The sequence below is a fragment of the Erwinia pyri genome, from assembly GCF_030758455.1.
In the GTDB taxonomy this organism is placed as follows: domain Bacteria; phylum Pseudomonadota; class Gammaproteobacteria; order Enterobacterales; family Enterobacteriaceae; genus Erwinia; species Erwinia pyri.
Genome location: NZ_CP132353.1, coordinates 1,306,869 through 1,323,002, shown reverse-complemented (window position 1 = coordinate 1,323,002; position 16,134 = coordinate 1,306,869). Strand labels below are relative to the sequence as shown.

The 16,134-nt window shown below is 55.3% G+C and carries 14 protein-coding genes; 9 read left to right on the top strand and 5 right to left on the bottom strand.

Going from position 1 to position 16,134, the window contains the following annotated elements:
* Nucleotides 1-27: 27 nt before the first annotated feature.
* A complete protein-coding gene (locus Q3V30_RS06210; protein ID WP_306211435.1) occupies nucleotides 28-555 on the bottom strand; it encodes a GNAT family N-acetyltransferase in 528 nt (175 codons plus the stop codon).
* 140 nt (nucleotides 556-695) lie between these two features.
* On the opposite strand from Q3V30_RS06210, the gene Q3V30_RS06205 reads away from it, so the two are divergent.
* Nucleotides 696-2,378, top strand: coding sequence for a sensor histidine kinase (locus tag Q3V30_RS06205; RefSeq protein ID WP_306213107.1), 1,683 nt, complete (start codon nucleotides 696-698; stop codon nucleotides 2,376-2,378).
* A 23-nt stretch (nucleotides 2,379-2,401) separates the two neighbouring features.
* On the top strand, nucleotides 2,402-3,133 hold the full coding sequence (locus Q3V30_RS06200) for a LytR/AlgR family response regulator transcription factor (protein WP_306211434.1): 732 nt from the start codon (nucleotides 2,402-2,404) through the stop codon (nucleotides 3,131-3,133).
* Between the two features lie 43 nt (nucleotides 3,134-3,176).
* Here Q3V30_RS06200 and glk read toward each other — a convergent pair whose 3' ends face one another.
* Together glk and Q3V30_RS06190 are read right to left on the bottom strand one after the other, a co-directional pair.
* Nucleotides 3,177-4,142 carry a glucokinase gene (glk, locus tag Q3V30_RS06195; RefSeq protein WP_306211433.1) on the bottom strand — a complete coding sequence of 322 codons (966 nt, stop codon included), beginning with the start codon at nucleotides 4,140-4,142 and terminating at the stop codon, nucleotides 3,177-3,179.
* Nucleotides 4,143-4,299: 157 nt separating this feature from the next.
* Entirely contained in the window at nucleotides 4,300-5,952 is a 1,653-nt protein-coding gene (locus Q3V30_RS06190; RefSeq protein WP_306211432.1) for an alpha-keto acid decarboxylase family protein, read from the bottom strand.
* A gap of 202 nt (nucleotides 5,953-6,154) precedes the next feature.
* On the opposite strand from Q3V30_RS06190, the gene mgrA reads away from it, so the two are divergent.
* Together mgrA and Q3V30_RS06180 are read left to right on the top strand one after the other, a co-directional pair.
* A complete protein-coding gene (mgrA, locus tag Q3V30_RS06185; protein WP_306211431.1) occupies nucleotides 6,155-7,144 on the top strand; it encodes an L-glyceraldehyde 3-phosphate reductase in 990 nt (329 codons plus the stop codon).
* A 154-nt stretch (nucleotides 7,145-7,298) separates the two neighbouring features.
* The gene (locus Q3V30_RS06180; RefSeq protein WP_306211430.1) at nucleotides 7,299-7,664 is read left to right on the top strand and encodes a DUF2502 domain-containing protein; all 366 of its coding nucleotides are present in this window, start codon (nucleotides 7,299-7,301) and stop codon (nucleotides 7,662-7,664) included.
* 58 nt (nucleotides 7,665-7,722) lie between these two features.
* On the opposite strand, the gene Q3V30_RS06175 is transcribed toward Q3V30_RS06180, so the two are convergent.
* Nucleotides 7,723-8,961 (bottom strand): Nramp family divalent metal transporter, encoded by a 1,239-nt coding sequence (locus Q3V30_RS06175; protein WP_306211429.1) that lies wholly within the window; start codon nucleotides 8,959-8,961, stop codon nucleotides 7,723-7,725.
* A gap of 363 nt (nucleotides 8,962-9,324) precedes the next feature.
* Here Q3V30_RS06175 and Q3V30_RS06170 point away from each other — a divergent pair, with 363 nt between their 5' ends.
* On the top strand, nucleotides 9,325-10,515 hold the full coding sequence (locus tag Q3V30_RS06170; RefSeq protein ID WP_306211428.1) for a NupC/NupG family nucleoside CNT transporter: 1,191 nt from the start codon (nucleotides 9,325-9,327) through the stop codon (nucleotides 10,513-10,515).
* Nucleotides 10,516-10,698: 183 nt separating this feature from the next.
* Here Q3V30_RS06170 and Q3V30_RS06165 read toward each other — a convergent pair whose 3' ends face one another.
* The gene (locus tag Q3V30_RS06165; RefSeq protein ID WP_306211427.1) at nucleotides 10,699-11,628 is read right to left on the bottom strand and encodes an aliphatic sulfonate ABC transporter substrate-binding protein; all 930 of its coding nucleotides are present in this window, start codon (nucleotides 11,626-11,628) and stop codon (nucleotides 10,699-10,701) included.
* 226 nt (nucleotides 11,629-11,854) lie between these two features.
* Here Q3V30_RS06165 and Q3V30_RS06160 point away from each other — a divergent pair, with 226 nt between their 5' ends.
* Genes Q3V30_RS06160 through Q3V30_RS06145 form a run of 4 tightly spaced genes read left to right on the top strand, consistent with a single transcriptional unit; the run spans nucleotide 11,855 to nucleotide 16,094 of the window.
* Nucleotides 11,855-12,937 (top strand): LLM class flavin-dependent oxidoreductase, encoded by a 1,083-nt coding sequence (locus tag Q3V30_RS06160; protein ID WP_306211426.1) that lies wholly within the window; start codon nucleotides 11,855-11,857, stop codon nucleotides 12,935-12,937.
* Nucleotides 12,937-13,914 carry an ABC transporter substrate-binding protein gene (locus Q3V30_RS06155; protein ID WP_306211425.1) on the top strand — a complete coding sequence of 326 codons (978 nt, stop codon included), beginning with the start codon at nucleotides 12,937-12,939 and terminating at the stop codon, nucleotides 13,912-13,914. The genes Q3V30_RS06160 and Q3V30_RS06155 overlap by 1 nt, the downstream gene beginning before the upstream one ends.
* A complete protein-coding gene (locus Q3V30_RS06150) occupies nucleotides 13,907-14,497 on the top strand; it encodes a cysteine dioxygenase family protein (protein WP_306211424.1) in 591 nt (196 codons plus the stop codon). The genes Q3V30_RS06155 and Q3V30_RS06150 overlap by 8 nt, the downstream gene beginning before the upstream one ends.
* Nucleotides 14,490-16,094: a rhodanese homology domain-containing protein gene (locus Q3V30_RS06145; RefSeq protein WP_306211423.1), complete on the top strand. Its 1,605-nt coding sequence runs from the start codon at nucleotides 14,490-14,492 to the stop codon at nucleotides 16,092-16,094. The genes Q3V30_RS06150 and Q3V30_RS06145 overlap by 8 nt, the downstream gene beginning before the upstream one ends.
* Nucleotides 16,095-16,134: the final 40 nt, after the last annotated feature.

Genomic DNA, 16,134 nt, shown 5'->3' with positions numbered 1-16,134 from the left:
CTGTCGATAGGGCGAGATAAAATAGTTTTAAACGTCGTTTTTCAGTCGCCCAAAGACCCAATCATTCACCCATTCACCTCTCAGCAGATAATTATCCCGAAGCGTCCCCTCAAGCTGAAAGCCGTTCTTTTCCAGCACGCGGCGCGACGGCCAGTTGCCCTCCACCACCTGCGCTTTGATTTTGTGAAACTCGCAGTGATCAAACAGGTAATCTGTCAGCGCACCCAGTGCCTCGCTGCCGTATCCTTTGCCGCAATGCTCGCTGAGAAATGAGTAGCCCACTTCCGCCTGCCGGTAGGGCGCCCACTCGGCATTGGTGCCAATCAGCCCCACCGCCTCACCGCTGCTTTTCAGCCTCACCACCAGGCAGAGCATATGGAAACTGGTGACCTGCCAGGGTGCCAGGCGGTCATTGAAGCGCTGGCGTATATCAGCCATCTGCGGCACAGCGCTGATGTACTCCATGCTGCTCTTGTCGGTATGAACCCGGTAAAAAAGTTGCCAGTCCTCCGCCTGCAGGTTCTTTAACTGCAGCCGCTCAGTGATGAGTTGCATAACGTTCTCCATAAAAGAGTTGATCTGAGCTAAAGCCACGGCAAATCGTTATGTCGATGCCTGGCACATCCTGCCCGCTTTCCTTATCATAACCTTCTCTCTTTCCTTTTGCTGAGGCGCCCGTGCACTCAATGTTTGACATGCTGCTTGCCGTGCTGGACCGCGCCGCGCTAATGCTTATCTGTCTGTTCTTTATGACGCGCACCCGCCATTTTCGTCAGTTGCTGCAAAAAGATGAACACTCCCGGCAGGAGCTGATTGCGGTCACGGCGATCTTTTCCCTGTTCGCCCTGTTCGGCACCTGGAGCGGCATCAACGTTGACGGTTCGCTGGTTAACGTGCGTACCATTGCCATTATGTCTGGCGGCATCCTGTTTGGCCCCTGGGTCGGCATTATTACCGGCGTCATCGCGGGTCTGCATCGCTTCCTGATCGATATTCACGGCGTCACCTCCGTCCCCTGTCTGATCACCAGCATTATTGCCGGCGTCGTCTCCGGCTATATCAACCTTAAGGTGATAAAAGAGAAGCGCTGGAGCATGGGGATTATTGGCGGGATGCTGTGTGAATCGCTGACCATGATCCTGATTGTTCTCTGGGCCAGCCCGACCACGCTTGGCATAGAGATTGTCTCTGAGATAGCCGTACCGATGATCCTGGGCGCGGTCAGCATCGGCTTAATTGTGCTGCTTATCCAGAGCGTTGAGGGTGAAAAAGAGGCCATTGCCGCCCGGCAGGCGAAACTGGCGCTGGAAATCGCCAACAAAACGCTGCCGCTCTTCAGGCAGGTAAACAGCCACTCCCTGCGCCAGGTGTGTGACATCATTCGCAGCGATATTAATGCTGATGCCGTTGCCATTACCAACAAGCATCAAATCCTGGCCTATGTGGGCGTGGGCGAAGCGAATTACCACGACGGCGATGATGAGATAAGCCCTACTACCGCCAGCGCTATCGCCAACGGCGAAATCATCATTAAAAATAACGATGAGGCGCACCGGACGCCAGAGATTCACTCGATGATTGTGATCCCGCTGTGGGAAAAAGGGGAAGTCACCGGCACGCTTAAAATTTATTACCGCCATGCGCACCGCATCACCTGGTCGCTGAAAGAGATGGCGGTGGGTCTGTCGCAGATTATCTCCACCCAGCTTGAAGTCTCGCGGGCGGAACAGCTGCGGGAGATGGCGAACAAAGCGGAACTGCGCGCCTTGCAGAGCAAGATCAATCCCCACTTCCTGTTTAATGCGCTGAACGCAATCTCCTCCTCAATCCGCATCAATCCGGACACCGCCCGGCAGCTCATCACCAACCTGTCGCGTTATCTGCGTTACAACCTGGAGCTGAATGATGATGAGATTATCGATATCAAGAAAGAGCTCTATCAAATCAAGGATTATATCGCCATTGAGCAGGCCCGCTTTGGTGACAAGCTGACGGTGATTTATGACATTGATGAAGAGGTGAACTGCTCGCTGCCCAGCCTGCTGATCCAGCCGCTGGTAGAGAATGCCATTGTGCACGGTATCCATCCCTGCCGCGGAAAAGGGGTGGTCACGCTCAGCCTGAAAGATCAGGGCGACAGGATCAGAATTTCGGTGCGTGATACCGGCAACGGTATCAGCGAAGAGGTAGTGGCGCGGGTTGAGCGTAATGAGATGCCGGGCAACAAAATTGGCCTGCTTAACGTACATCACCGCGTAAAGCTGCTCTATGGCGAAGGGCTGCATATTCACCGCCGTAATCCCGGTACGGAAATCGCTTTTTATATCAGCAAAAATGGTACGGTACTGCCCGCCAACGAAGGCGTAAGGGCCTGGTAGTCTGTTAACTTCGGGAAAATGATGTGAAAGCGATAATTGTTGAAGATGAATTTCTGGCGCAGCAGGAGCTTAGCTGGCTGATTCGGCAACACAGCCAGCTGACCATCGAGGCCACCTTTGATGATGGTCTGGATGTGCTGAAATACCTGCAAACGCATCAGGTGGATGTGATATTTCTTGATATCAATATTCCCTCGCTGGACGGCATGCTGCTGGCGCAAAACATCAGTAAGTTTGCGCAAAAACCGCTTATCGTGTTTATCACCGCCTACAAGGAGCATGCCGTGGATGCCTTTGAGCTGGAGGCATTTGACTACATCCTGAAGCCCTACCACGAGATGCGCATCATCACCATGCTGCGTAAGGTGGAAAACACCTTACAACAGGCTTCTCAGCAAGGAAATCAGGAGGCCGTCCGTCACGGCGTGCACAGCGTAAATCTGGTGAAAGATGAACGGATCATCGTCACCGATATCAATGATATTTACTACGTAGAAGCGCACGAGAAGATGACGTTTGTCTACACCCGGCGCGAAGAGTACGTGATGTCAGTTAACATCACTGAATTCTGTGGCCGCCTGCCGGAAGAGCAGTTTTTCCGCTGCCATCGCTCTTACTGCGTTAACCTCAATAAAATCCGTGAAATTGAGCCCTGGTTCAATAACACTTATATGCTGAAGTTGCGGGATCTGGAGTTTCAGGTGCCGGTGAGCCGCAGCAAAGTAAAAGAGTTTCGCCAGTTGATGAGGCTGTAGCAGAGAGAGAGAGGGCCGGTATCCCGACCCTGTGAAGAGGCAATTACAGAACGCTTCCCAGCGTCTGGCGCAGGTGGGCACCAGCACCCAGCAGGCCGGGTTGATCGTGGGTGATCAGGAAGACAGGAATATTCTGCACATAATCTTTGAAGCGGCCTTTATCTTCAAACGCGGCACGGAAGCCGGATGCTTTAAAGAACTCCAGGAAGCGAGGCACAATGCCGCCCGCAATATAGACGCCGCCAAACGTTCCCAGGTTCAGCGCCAGGTTACCACCAAAGCGGCCCATCACCACACAGAACATCGCCAGCGCACGGCGGCAGTCTGTACAGCTGTCATCCAGCGCGCGTTGCGAAACGTCTTTTGGCTTGAGGTTTTCCGGAACCCGGCCATCGGCTTTCACCATCGCCCGGTAGAGGTTAACCAGACCGGCGCCAGAGAGGATCCGCTCGGCAGAGACGTGGCCCAGCTCTTCACGCAAGACTTCGAGGATCATATCTTCTTCTTCGCTGTTAGCGGCGAAATCGACATGGCCCCCTTCGCCCGGCAGGCTGACCCAGCGCTTATCGACGTGTACCAGATGCGCCACGCCCAGCCCGGTTCCGGCACCGTAAACGGCAACAGGTTTATCTTTTACCGCCGCGGTGCCGCCAAACTGCATGACATCCTGCTCAGAGAGCATCGGGATGGCCATTGAAACAGCGGTGAAGTCGTTGATGATCTCAAGGTGTGCAAAGCCAAGATTGGCCTTCATTTTGCTGGTTGAAAATGCCCAGTCGTGGTTGGTCATCTCAACCCAGTCGTCAGTGATCGGACAGGCGATGGCGATACAACCGTCGACGATCTCCTGCTTCTGCTCATCCAGGTAAAAACGGATCACGGCTTCAAGGCTGGCGTAGTCTGCTGTGGAGAACGTTTTGGCTTGGGAAATGGCACCGGTCTCTGTTTCACACAGTGCCAGGCGGGCATTAGTGCCGCCGACATCACCTACCAAAGCATACTTAGTCATTATTGTTTTGCTCCGCTTACGTCGTTGATACACACTATAAATTTCCCCCACTAAAACAACAATGCCCGCCCGTGTCAGGGCGCACGAATCAGGCTAATCGCCTACCTTACCTGCCTGCGGCGTCCTTGCCCACGGGCATCAATCTGAATTCTGCAGATTATGCCGAATTTCGCTGATTTAGTGCCGCCGTGACCGCTTTTAACAGCGGCGGGACGTCCAGCGGCGGCAGTATGACCTCCACCAGCGACAGGCGTTGCGTTCGCTGAATGACTTTCATCACTTCAGTCAGCTGCGCCGTTTCATGAATCCGCCAGCTTTGTGCGCTGCATTCCGTACTCATCGCCTGAGGCAGCTGCGTCCAGTTCCAGGCAGCGATATCATTGTAGCGCTGATGCTCTCCGTGAATGGCACGCTCAACAGTATAACCCGCATTGTTAAGAATGAAGATCACAGGCTTCAGCCCATCCCGCAGCATCGAGCCCAGCTCCTGAATCGTCAGCTGGGCAGAGCCATCGCCGCTGAGCAGCACCACACGCCGATCCGGGCAGGCTATTTGCGCACCGTAAGCGGCCGGCAGCGTATAGCCTATCGATCCCCACAACGGCTGGCTGATAAACGTAGCATCCTGTGGCAGACGCAATGCTGCCGCGCCAAAGGCTGCCGTTCCCTGATCCGCGAGGATAATGTCGCCAGGCCTGAGAAAATCCTGCATCGCCTGCCAGAAACTATTTTGCGTAAGCGTATCAGAGGGCTTTTCCTGTAAGGGCGGCGGTGCAACGACGGGCGCAGGCCACGAAGCACCATAACGAATGGCCACCGACCGTAACGCTTTAATCGCCTCCGCCATCGGCAGATGAGTAAAAGTCTTATCGCCTGCCCGGCTCGAATTCAGGCCGATCGCGATGGTTTTGCCGGGGTCGATATTTTGCGTAAAGCCGGCGGTGATCGTATCGGTATAGAGCACCCCCACCGTAATAATGACTTCGCTCTGTTCGATAATATGTTGCGTATCGCCCGCGCTGGCCGCGCCTGCATAGGTTCCCACAAAGCCGTTACGCTGTTCTGGCAGTACCCCTTTGCCCATCAGTAAGGTGGCAAACGGCATCGGCACATCAGCCAGAAATTGCTCAAGAGCCTGCTTCTGGCCTGCGCGGTCAGCCAGGAAATCGGCCAGCAACACCACGCTGCCGGCATGAGCCAGCAACTGCTCTGCCGCCGCGGTAAACGCGGCAATTTGCGCTGGATCGCTGGAGCGTTCGACAATCAGCTTCTCTTTTGGCGCGGCGACTTCTGCCATGGCAACATCTGTCGCCAGATAGAGATAAACGGGACGACGCGTTTTCAGCGCGGTCAGCAACAAGCGGTCTATCTCCTCAGCCGCATTTTCCGGCGTCAGCACAGACTGCGCTACGGTCACTTCACGCGACATGCGCAGAAAGTGTTGGTAGTCGCCATCGCCCAGGGTGTGATGCAGCAGCAATCCCTCCAGCGCAGCTGCGCTGGAGGGCGCGCCCACAATATGGATCACCGGCAGATATTCTGCATAGCTGCCCGCCACGCCATTGAGGGCGCTGAGTTCACCTACGCCGAAGGTGGTCAACAGGGCTGCCGCGCCCCGACAGCGCGCGTAACCGTCAGCGGCATAAGCCGCATTCAGCTCATTAGCACAGCCTACCCAGCCAATTTCAGCGCTGTTAATGACCTTATCCAGAAACTGCAGATTGTAGTCGCCCGGAACGCCAAACAGATGGCCGATACCGGCTTCCTGTAGTCGAGACAACAAATATTCCCCAACGGTAAGACGTGGCATAGGGTTTCTCCTCAATGGCTGTTAACTGAGTATTGCCGATAAATTTGCAGCGACCAGCAAGCTGCCCCTCTGCTGGTGGCAACTCTGCGTTACGCCTGAGATTTTTCCTCAAGTTGCGATCTGCCACGCTTAACCATTCAATGTAACCGTATACACTGATAGGCTTTCAGGGAACCCCGCCCACTTTGAACAGGAATTATTCATGGTTTATCAGGCAGATGCAGAGCGCTATCAGAAAATGACCTATCACCGCTGCGGCAAAAGCGGCCTGAAGTTACCGGCTATTTCGCTGGGCCTCTGGCATAACTTTGGCGACAGCACGCGCGTGGATAACAGCCGCAAGCTGCTCCAGCACGCTTTTGATAACGGTATCACCCATTTCGATCTGGCAAACAACTATGGCCCGCCTCCGGGGTCCGCCGAAGAGAATTTTGGCCGCATTCTGCGTGAAGACTTTGCGCCTTACCGCGATGAGCTGATTATCTCCTCAAAGGCGGGTTACACCATGTGGGACGGTCCCTATGGCGACTGGGGTTCACGTAAATATCTGATCGCCAGCCTGAACCAGAGCCTGAAACGTATGGGCCTGGATTATGTGGATATTTTCTATCACCACCGCCCGGATCCAGAGACGCCGCTGGAAGAGACCATGACCGCGCTGGACCACATTGTGCGCCAGGGCAAAGCATTATATATCGCGCTCTCTAACTATCCGGCAGAGCTGGCAGCAGAAGCGATCGCCATCCTGAAGCAGTTGGGTACGCCCTGCCTTATCCATCAGCCGAAATATTCCCTGTTTGAGCGGACGCCGGATAATGGGCTGCTGGATCTGCTGATCAAAGAGGGCGTAGGCAGCATCGCGTTTTCTCCGCTTGCTGGTGGCGTGCTCACTGACCGCTACCTCAACGGCATTCCGGAAGATTCCCGTGCCGCCAGCGGCAGCCAGTTCCTGAGCGGCGACCAGCTGACCCCGGAAAAAATGGATAAAGTGCGTCAGCTTAATGCGCTGGCGCAGCAGCGCGGGCAAAAGCTCTCCCAGATGGCGCTGGCCTGGGTACTGCGCGAAGGTCGCGTCACTTCGGTGCTGATTGGCGCCAGTAAAACCAGCCAGATTGACGATGCGGTAGGCATGCTGAAACAGCGTGACTTCACGCCAGCTGAACTGGATCAAATCAACGCGATCCTGGGCTAACCCTCTCCCGCCGCGCCCTGCGGCGGGTTTCTCCGGATAATTCCCAAATCCCTTCTTTACGTACTTTTTCAGAATCTCCCAGGCGTAACACCTGTTAACTCTTTATAATCTTTGCAACACAACGGAGCAGTTGAGCCGTTGATAAGGAGATCCAATGAAACGTTTACTATTTGTTGCCGCTTTGCTGGCAAGTTTATCCCCGTTGGCGATGCACACAGCGCAAGCCGACAGCGCCAGAATCACGTTAGCGCCTGGCGTTTCGTTGCAAATTGGTGACCGCGACCCGCGTGGTAATTACTGGGATGGCGGACGCTGGCGCGATGGCCGTTACTGGCGCAGCAACTATCGCTACGATGAAGGCCGCTGGTGGCGCCATGAGCAGTGGCGTCGTCATGAAGAGATGCGCCGCCGGCACGAGTGGGAGCGTGAGCGCAGATGGCACGACCGTGAACGTCAGCGGGAATGGCGTCATCATGAGCGTGAGCGCCATCACGACTGGGATCGTGGCCATCGCCATTGATCAAAAAAGCCGACTTGGTGGTCGGCTTTTTTACAGGACGCTGCTGCTGAGCAGAGATTCAGATCCCCAGCGCCATCGCCACCAACAGGTACAGATTCAGCGCCACTACTACCAGCACAATCAGTTTACCTATCCACTGCATGGGACGGGAGTTAACCATATCGCCCATCAACTCCCGATTACCGGTAAAGGTCAGCAGCGGAATAAGCGCCAGCGCGATACCAAAGCTCAGCAGTACCTGGCTCATCACCAGAATGCGCGTAGGTTCCCACCCCGCCATAATCACGATAAACGACGGCAGCATAGTGATCACCCGACGAACCAGCAGCGGGATGCGCACGTGGATAAAGCCCTGCATCACCACCTGTCCGGCCATCGTACCTACTACGGTTGAGGAGAGTCCGGCGGCCAGCAGGCTGAGCCCAAACACCAGCGAGGCGGCGCGGCCCAGCAGCGGGTCAAGGGTCAGGTAAGCCTGGTCCAGATCGGCAACCCCCGTATGGCCGCTGAAGTGGAAAGCCGCCGCCGCCGTCGCCATCATCGCCAGATTAACGAAACCGGCAATGGTCATAGCGATCGCCACATCCAGCTTAGTGGAAGAGTAACGCTGCTCACGCGAGCCGCCATCAGAACTTTGCGTTAACGAGGAGTGGAGATAGATAACGTGGGGCATGATAGTGGCACCCAACACGCCAGCGGCCAGAAGCACCGCATCCGCCGTTGGCAGCGAAGGCATCGCGACCCCATGCACCAGATCGGCAATTTTGGGCTGGGAGAAAAACAGTTCAATAACATAGGCCGCCGCCACAAACAGCAGCAGCCCGCCAATCACCAGCTCCAGCGGTTTTTGTCCGCGGCTCTGCAGCATCAGGATCAGGAAGGTAACGACACCGGTAAGCACTGCGCCCTGCAGCAGACTGACGCCGAAAATCAGCTTAAAGCCAATGGCGGCTCCGATAAATTCAGCCAGATCGGTCGCCATGGCGATGATTTCAGCCTGCACCCAGTAGAACCAGACGGCAGGACGAGGAAAACGATCGCGGATATGTTCCGCAAGGTTTTTGCCGGTGGCGATGCCAAGCTTGGCGGACATCAGCTGGATAACCATCGCCATGATGTTAGCCCAGACCACTACCCAGAGCAGCGTGTAGCCGTAAGAAGCGCCCGCCTGAATGTTGGTGGCAAAATTGCCGGGATCGATATAGCCGATAGCCGCGATAAAGGCAGGGCCCATCAACGCAAACTTAATTTTGCGTGCTCCCCGGACGGTCTGCTCTGCTGTGCGGCCTTCAAACATTGGTATCCCCTTAAACCCAGATGCGATCATTCTCTTTTAGATGATAATGATTATCAAGCGCATTTGAATAGGTATTCGTTATCGCTGTGATAGCCGTTACTAAGAAATATAGCAAAGGCTATACTCCGATCCAAGCTACTCCATAGCCAAAAAATGAGCAATTCTTTTTGTGCGACTTGTTAAAAGGATAACCTTGATGTGAATGGGGTGTTTTTTTAAACAGTATCAGGATGTGATCAAACGGGTGGATCTGTCAGGATGCGTGATAGGTAATTGTTATATTGTGTTCCAGATCTCGTTTTTAGGTTTCTTGTTACATAGAATGTGCAGCGAAATACAACATCCTTCAAAAATGGAGCACACATGTCAGGCATTTTTCACTTTGCTTTGGCGCTGGTGATGGTAGCCGTGCTGGCCCTGCTGGTCAGCACGAATCGGAAAAACATCCGCGTACGTTATATTATACAGCTTCTGGTCATTGAAGTGCTGCTTGCGTGGTTCTTCCTGAACTCAGAAGTCGGCCTGGGCTTCGTGAAAGGATTTGCGGGACTGTTTGACAAGCTGTTGAGCTATGCCGCACAGGGAACTAACTTTGTCTTTGGTAATATGAGCGATAAAGGCCTGGCGTTCTTCTGGCTGAACGTTCTCTGCCCTATCGTATTTATCTCCGCGCTGATTGGTATTTTGCAGCACTTCCGTATTCTGCCGATTATTATTCGCGCCATCGGAACCGTGCTGTCGAAAATCAACGGCATGGGTAAACTGGAGTCCTTTAACGCCGTCAGCTCGCTGATTTTGGGCCAGTCGGAAAACTTTATCGCCTACAAAGATATCCTCGGTAAAATGTCCCAGCGTCGCATGTACACCATGGCGGCGACGGCGATGTCTACCGTATCAATGTCGATTGTTGGCGCATATATGACCATGATTGACCCGAAATATGTGGTTGCCGCGCTGGTACTGAATATGTTCAGTACCTTTATCGTGCTGTCGATCATCAACCCCTACAGCGTCGACAGCGAAGAAGAGTTAACGCTGAACGATCTGCACAAAGGGCAGAGCTTCTTTGAAATGCTGGGTGAATATATCCTGGCCGGTTTCAAAGTGGCGGTGATTGTTGCTGCGATGTTGATCGGTTTTATCGCGCTGATCTCCGCTATCAATGCGCTGTTTGATTTTATCTTCGGCATCAGCTTCCAGGGTGTACTGGGCTACGTCTTCTACCCGTTTGCCTGGGTGATGGGCGTACCGGCTAACGAAGCGTTGCAGGTTGGCAGCATCATGGCAACCAAACTGGTTTCAAACGAGTTTGTGGCGATGATGGATCTGCAGAAAGTGGCGGCTGAACTCTCTCCGCGCGGCGTGGGTATCCTCTCCGTGTTCCTGGTCTCTTTTGCTAACTTCTCCTCTATCGGGATTGTGGCAGGGGCGATCAAAGGGCTGCATGAAGAACAGGGTAACGTAGTTTCCCGCTTCGGCCTGAAGCTGCTCTACGGCTCCACGCTGGTAAGCGTACTCTCTGCCTCGATTGCTGGCCTGGTTCTGGGCTGGTAAACAGTCAGAAGGATAAAAAGGCGAACCCTTACAGGTTCGCCTTTTTTTATGCGCGTCTACAGAACCAGGCTTTGCCGATCGGCCCATGATTCACTGCTAACACCGCCATATTTGCGATCGGCTGTTCGGCAATTTGCTCTCTCCTGCGTGCCGTTATCGCTCAGAGGAAAAGCCTGATGCAGCTTATTTCTCTTCAGAGAGGCTGAGATCGATAAACGACTCTGCTTTCAATGGTCGGGGAATCAATCTGTTTCTGAGGTAAAAATCCGCGGTATTTTGCTGCACGGCTAACACCTCCTGCGTATCAGTATCGACGGTATTACCTTCACGCTTCACTTTTGCCAGCGCCACCTCCTGTGGGATGCGGAGTAATTTGCTGATAGCGGTGGCGTAAGCTTCCGGATGCTTTTCTCCCCATGCTCTGGCCCGCGTCAGCCGGCTGACGAAGTCCGCCAGCTCCGCTTTTTTACTGGCCAGGGCGCTGTTGCTGGCCACCAGATAGCCCAGCGCCGGATAATCTTTGCCATCCGCCAGAATCTGCGCACCGGACTGATGCGTGGCAAAAGAGACATAGGGCTCCCAGGTGGCGACGGCATTCACTCCGCCCTGATCCAGAACCAGCGTCGCCTCCGCTGGCGTGGTGAAGACAAAATTCACCTGTTCAGCACCAAGCCCGGCCTTTTGCAACGCCTGCAGCGCCAGATTGTGCCCGGACGATCCTTTCACGGTAGCGATGCGTTTACCCGCCAGATCCTTCACGCTGTGAAGAGAGCTGCCCTTTTTCACAATGATGGCATTACCCGCATAACGGGTTGCGAGAATACCCTTTGCATCCAGTCCGGCGGCAACCGCAAACGTCAGCGGCGCATCGCCTACTGCACCCGCATCGATCGACCCCGCGCGCATCGCTTCCAGTAGCGGAGCCGCATTAGCAAATTCATGCCACTGCAGGGTATAGGGCGTATTGTTCAGTTCTCCCGCCGCCTCAAGAATAGCTCGCGCATTACCACGCTGGTCGCCGACGGAGAGCGTATCGGCAGCCCACAGAGAAGAAGAAAAGGTCGCAAGCAGCAGAACAACAGGCGTAAAACGGCGCATGATCCGGTCACTCATCAAGGTGAAAACCCGAGACTACCATCCTGTTTTTCAGACGCTAAATGCGATTATTGAGCAATAATTATGCGGTTAAGTCATAACAACAGGAGCCAGAGGCACGCTGCCCCGTAATAGCCAAAATTGCGCATAGCTTTGCTGATTTTTGAATTTCACAGCGGTGGCTTTCAACTATACGGTTTTCTCTCTGCCGGTTTTTCACCGGCTTTCACCAGGAGAAACCCTCATGAGCATCCAGTTCCTCGGCATGATTGGCCACCGCCTTGCCTCTGAAATTATCCCGGCCAGCGGCCCCATTTTTGATAAACAGTACATCGCTGATTTTGCCCGTGCCCATGAGCAGGCTGGTTTTGATCGCGTACTGGTAGGTTACTGGTCCGATCAACCTGACGGCTTTCTGGTGACGGCTCATGCTGCGGCGAACACTTCCACGCTGAAGTTTTTACTGGCACATCGCCCTGGCTTTGTTTCTCCTACGCTGGCTGCGCGCAAGCTCGCCACGCTGGATCAGCTTACCGATGGCCGCCTGGCGGTGCATATCATCAGCGGTGGCAACGATGCGGAGCAGCGGCGTGATGGTGACTATCTGAATAAAACCCAGCGCTACGAGCGCACTGATGATTTCCTCAGCGTGCTGAGGCAAAGCCTCTCCTCCGACACGCCCTATGATCATCAGGGGAATTATTATCAGGCCGAACAGGCGTTTTCTGCCGTTAAACCGCTTCAGCCTCATCTGCCCATCTATTTTGGCGGCTCCTCCCCGGAAGCTATTAGCGTCGCAGCCCGCCATGCGGATGTTTTCGCACTCTGGGGAGAGCCGCTGGCTGGCGCAGCGGAAACGGTGCGCGCGGTAAGGGCGGAGGCGGCGCGGCAGGGTCGCGAAATCGGCTTTAACATCTCCTTCCGACCGATTATTGCCGCCACGGAGAAAGAGGCCTGGGAGAAAGCGGAACATATTCGCGAGGTGGCCCGCAAAAAGCTGCTGGAAGCGGGCCACGATTTTGGTCTGCCCAAGCCGCAAAGTGTGGGGGCTGCTCGCCTGATGGCCGCCGCCAACGAGGGCGACAGGCTGGACAGCGTGTTATGGACCGGCATCGCTAAACTGGTTGGCGGCGGCTATAACTCCACCTCGCTGGTAGGTACGCCGGATCAGGTGTCGGATGCCCTGCTGAAATATTATGACTCAGGCATAGAGAGCGTGCTGATCCGCGGCTTCGACCCGCTTAACGATGCGCTGGAGTATGGTAAAGAGCTTATCCCGTTAACGCGCGAAAAAGTGGCCGCTCGTCGTGTCGCAAGGAGTGCCTGATGCGGCTCTCTTTTTTTCTGGCGGTAGTGATATCCGCCGTTGCCACTTCCGGCTGGGCGGCTGACAAAGTTACGCTGCGTTTAGGTGACGTGAAAGGCGACCGTTTTATCTCCCTGCGTGAGTCCGGGCAGTTAAAAGATTTGCCCTACGACCTGAAACTGACCTCATTTGACTCCGGCGCGCCGGTTCAGGAAGCGCTCAATGCAGGTGCCCTCGACGTCGGCTTCACCGGCGATCTGCCCTTTCTGTTTGTCTATGCCGCTGGCGCCCCGGTGAAAGCGGTGGGCGCCTGGCAGAATAATCCTGACAGCATTGCCCTGCTCACCCGCAACGATTCAGGTATCCACAGCCTGAAAGATCTGAAAGGCAAACAGATAGCGGTGAATCGCGGCGGCTGGGGCCACTACCTGATTCTGGGATTACTGGATCGCGCAGGTTTAAAGCCCTCTGACGTGACTCTGCGTTTCCTGGGGCCGGTTGATGGTCGCGCCGCGCTGGCCAGCCATGCAGTAGATGCCTGGGCTACCTGGGAACCTTATGTCTCTTCGGCCATGGTGATCGATAAGGATGTGCTGGTACCGCAGGGCGGAGGTAAAGGGATCCTCTCTGGTTACTCTTACGCCCTTGCGAGGGAGTCTTCGTTGCAGGATCCAGATAAACGCGCAGCCATCGCGGATCTGCAGGCCAGACTCGCGAAGGCGCAAATCTGGGCTGAGCAGCATCCGGCAGCGTTCGCTAAAGCGCTCTCAGCCTCATTAGGGATGCCGGAAAGCATTACCCAACCCTGGATCGCACGGGCGCAGATCCGTCCGATCGAGTTCACGCCAAAGCTGGCGGCGACACTGCAGCAGTCGGCTGACTTCTTCTTCAAAAACCACGTCCTGCCCAGATCCGTCGATGTGCATCAGGCATTTGATTACAGTCTGGCCGCACAGGCTAATCAGCTGGCAGAGGATCAGGAGGCGAAACATGAGTGAATTGCAGCCTCATCGTCTGCGGGAATTTATCGGCAGCCTGGCCACACTGTTAGCAACAGAGCCGCCCGAAGCTGAGATCCTCGTCCGCGGCAGCGATCTTTTAAAAACGCTTATCCAGCATGATGACTGGCTTCCCGATGAGTTTGCCCGACCAGCCGCCAGCCGTTATCAGCAATATTTGCTGCATGCCGACTCGAACCAGCATTTCACGGTAGTGAGTTTTGTCTGGGGGCCGGGCCAGTCCACCCCGGTTCACGATCACCGTGTCTGGGGCTTAATCGGCATGCTCCGGGGAGCGGAAGTTTCACAAAGCTTCCGGCGTGAAGCGCAGAGTTTGCAGCCGGAAGGCGAACCAGTACGGCTGGACCCCGGCACCGTTGAAGCCGTGTCGCCTCAGGTGGGTGATATTCATCGCGTCAGCAATGCCTACAGCGACCGGACCTCGATCAGCATCCACGTTTATGGCGGCAATATTGGGGCGGTCAAACGTGCCGTATACACCGAAACAGGCGAGGAGAAGCCATTTATCTCCGGCTATAACAACGCCTTTTTACCGAATATTTGGGATCTTTCACATGGTTGATCAACTGGTACGCCGTTACGGTGAACTCCGTCAGGCGCTGTTGCAGCAGCAGGAGCTGGCGCTGATTGATGTACGCGAAGAGGCGCATTACGCGCAGGGGCATCCGCTGTTTGCGGTAAATATTCCACTTTCAAAACTTGAGATCGATATTCTTAACCGGGTGCCCCTGTTAACTACGCCGGTAACGCTTTACGACGCGGGTGAAGGGCTGGCTCCTGTTGCCGCAGAGCGCATGCAGGCGCTGGGTTACAGCAATGTCGCTCTGCTTGAAGGGGGCTTACAGGGCTGGCAGCAGGCGGGCGGGGAACTCTTTATTGATGTTAATTCTCCCAGCAAAGCGTTCGGCGAGCTGGTCGAGAGTCTGGCGCATACGCCTTCTCTTCCGGCACAAGAGGTGCAGGCGCTGCTTAGCAGCGGCGAGCCAGTGGTCGTACTCGACAGCCGTCGTTTTGATGAATATCAGACGATGAGCATTCCCGGCGGCATCAGCGTGCCTGGCGCGGAGCTGGTGCTGCGCGTGCGCGATCTGGTTTCCTCTCCCGGCACAAAAGTGATCGTCAACTGCGCAGGCCGCACCCGCAGCATTATCGGTACGCAGTCGCTGCTCAACGCTGGAATAACCAACCCCGTCTATGCCCTGAGAAATGGCACTATCGGCTGGACGCTGGCTGGTCTGGCGCTGGAGCGGGGACAAGCCCGACGCTATGGCACAAGCAGCGAAGCGGCAAGAGTTGAGGCAGCCAGCAGCGCCCGCCATGTTGCCGATCGGGCTGGCGTGAAACGTCTTAGCCTGGATCGGCTTCAGCAGTGGCAACAGGCCGCCACACATACGGCCTATCTGTTCGATGTTCGCGATGAGGATGAATATATTGCAGGCCATCTGCCCACCTCCCGGCATGTGCCTGGCGGGCAGTTAATTCAGGAGACCGATCACTATGCCAGCGTGCGCGGTGCGCGGATTGTGCTGACAGATGATGATGGCGTGCGGGCCAATATGAGCGCCTCCTGGCTTGCGCAGATGGGCTGGCAGGCGTATGTGCTGGACGATGTGGGCAGAGAAGCATTCAGCGAGAAAGGGAGTTGGATGGCTAACGTCCCGCCGCCACCAGAGCTGGATGAGATTGCCCCGGCTCAGCTTGCAGACTGGCTGGATACCGGCGGAACGCAGGTGCTGGATTTTACTACCAGCGCCAATTACGTCGCCAGCCATATTCCCGGGGCGGCCTGGCTTCAGCGCAGCCTGCTGACGCTGAAAGGTCATCAGCCCCTGCCCCCTGCCGATCGTTACGTGGTGACCTGCGGCAGCAGCCTGTTGGCACGCTATGCGGTTGAGGAGCTATCGCAACTTACCGGAAAACCGGTGAGCGTTCTGAAAGGGGGTAACGCCGCCTGGCGTGCGGCTGGTTTGCCGCTGGAACAGGGCGAGAGTTTACTGTTACAGCCACGAACGGATCGTTATCGTCGTCCTTATGAGGGCACGGACAACTCTCATGCAGCGATGCAGGCTTATTTAGAATGGGAGTATGGCTTAATTGCGCAGCTTGAACGCGACGGCACGCATGGTTTCAGGGTGCTGAATTTCAGAAACGAAGATTAATAATGGGTGGGGAAGCGTCTGTAACAAGGAGAGTAAAAAG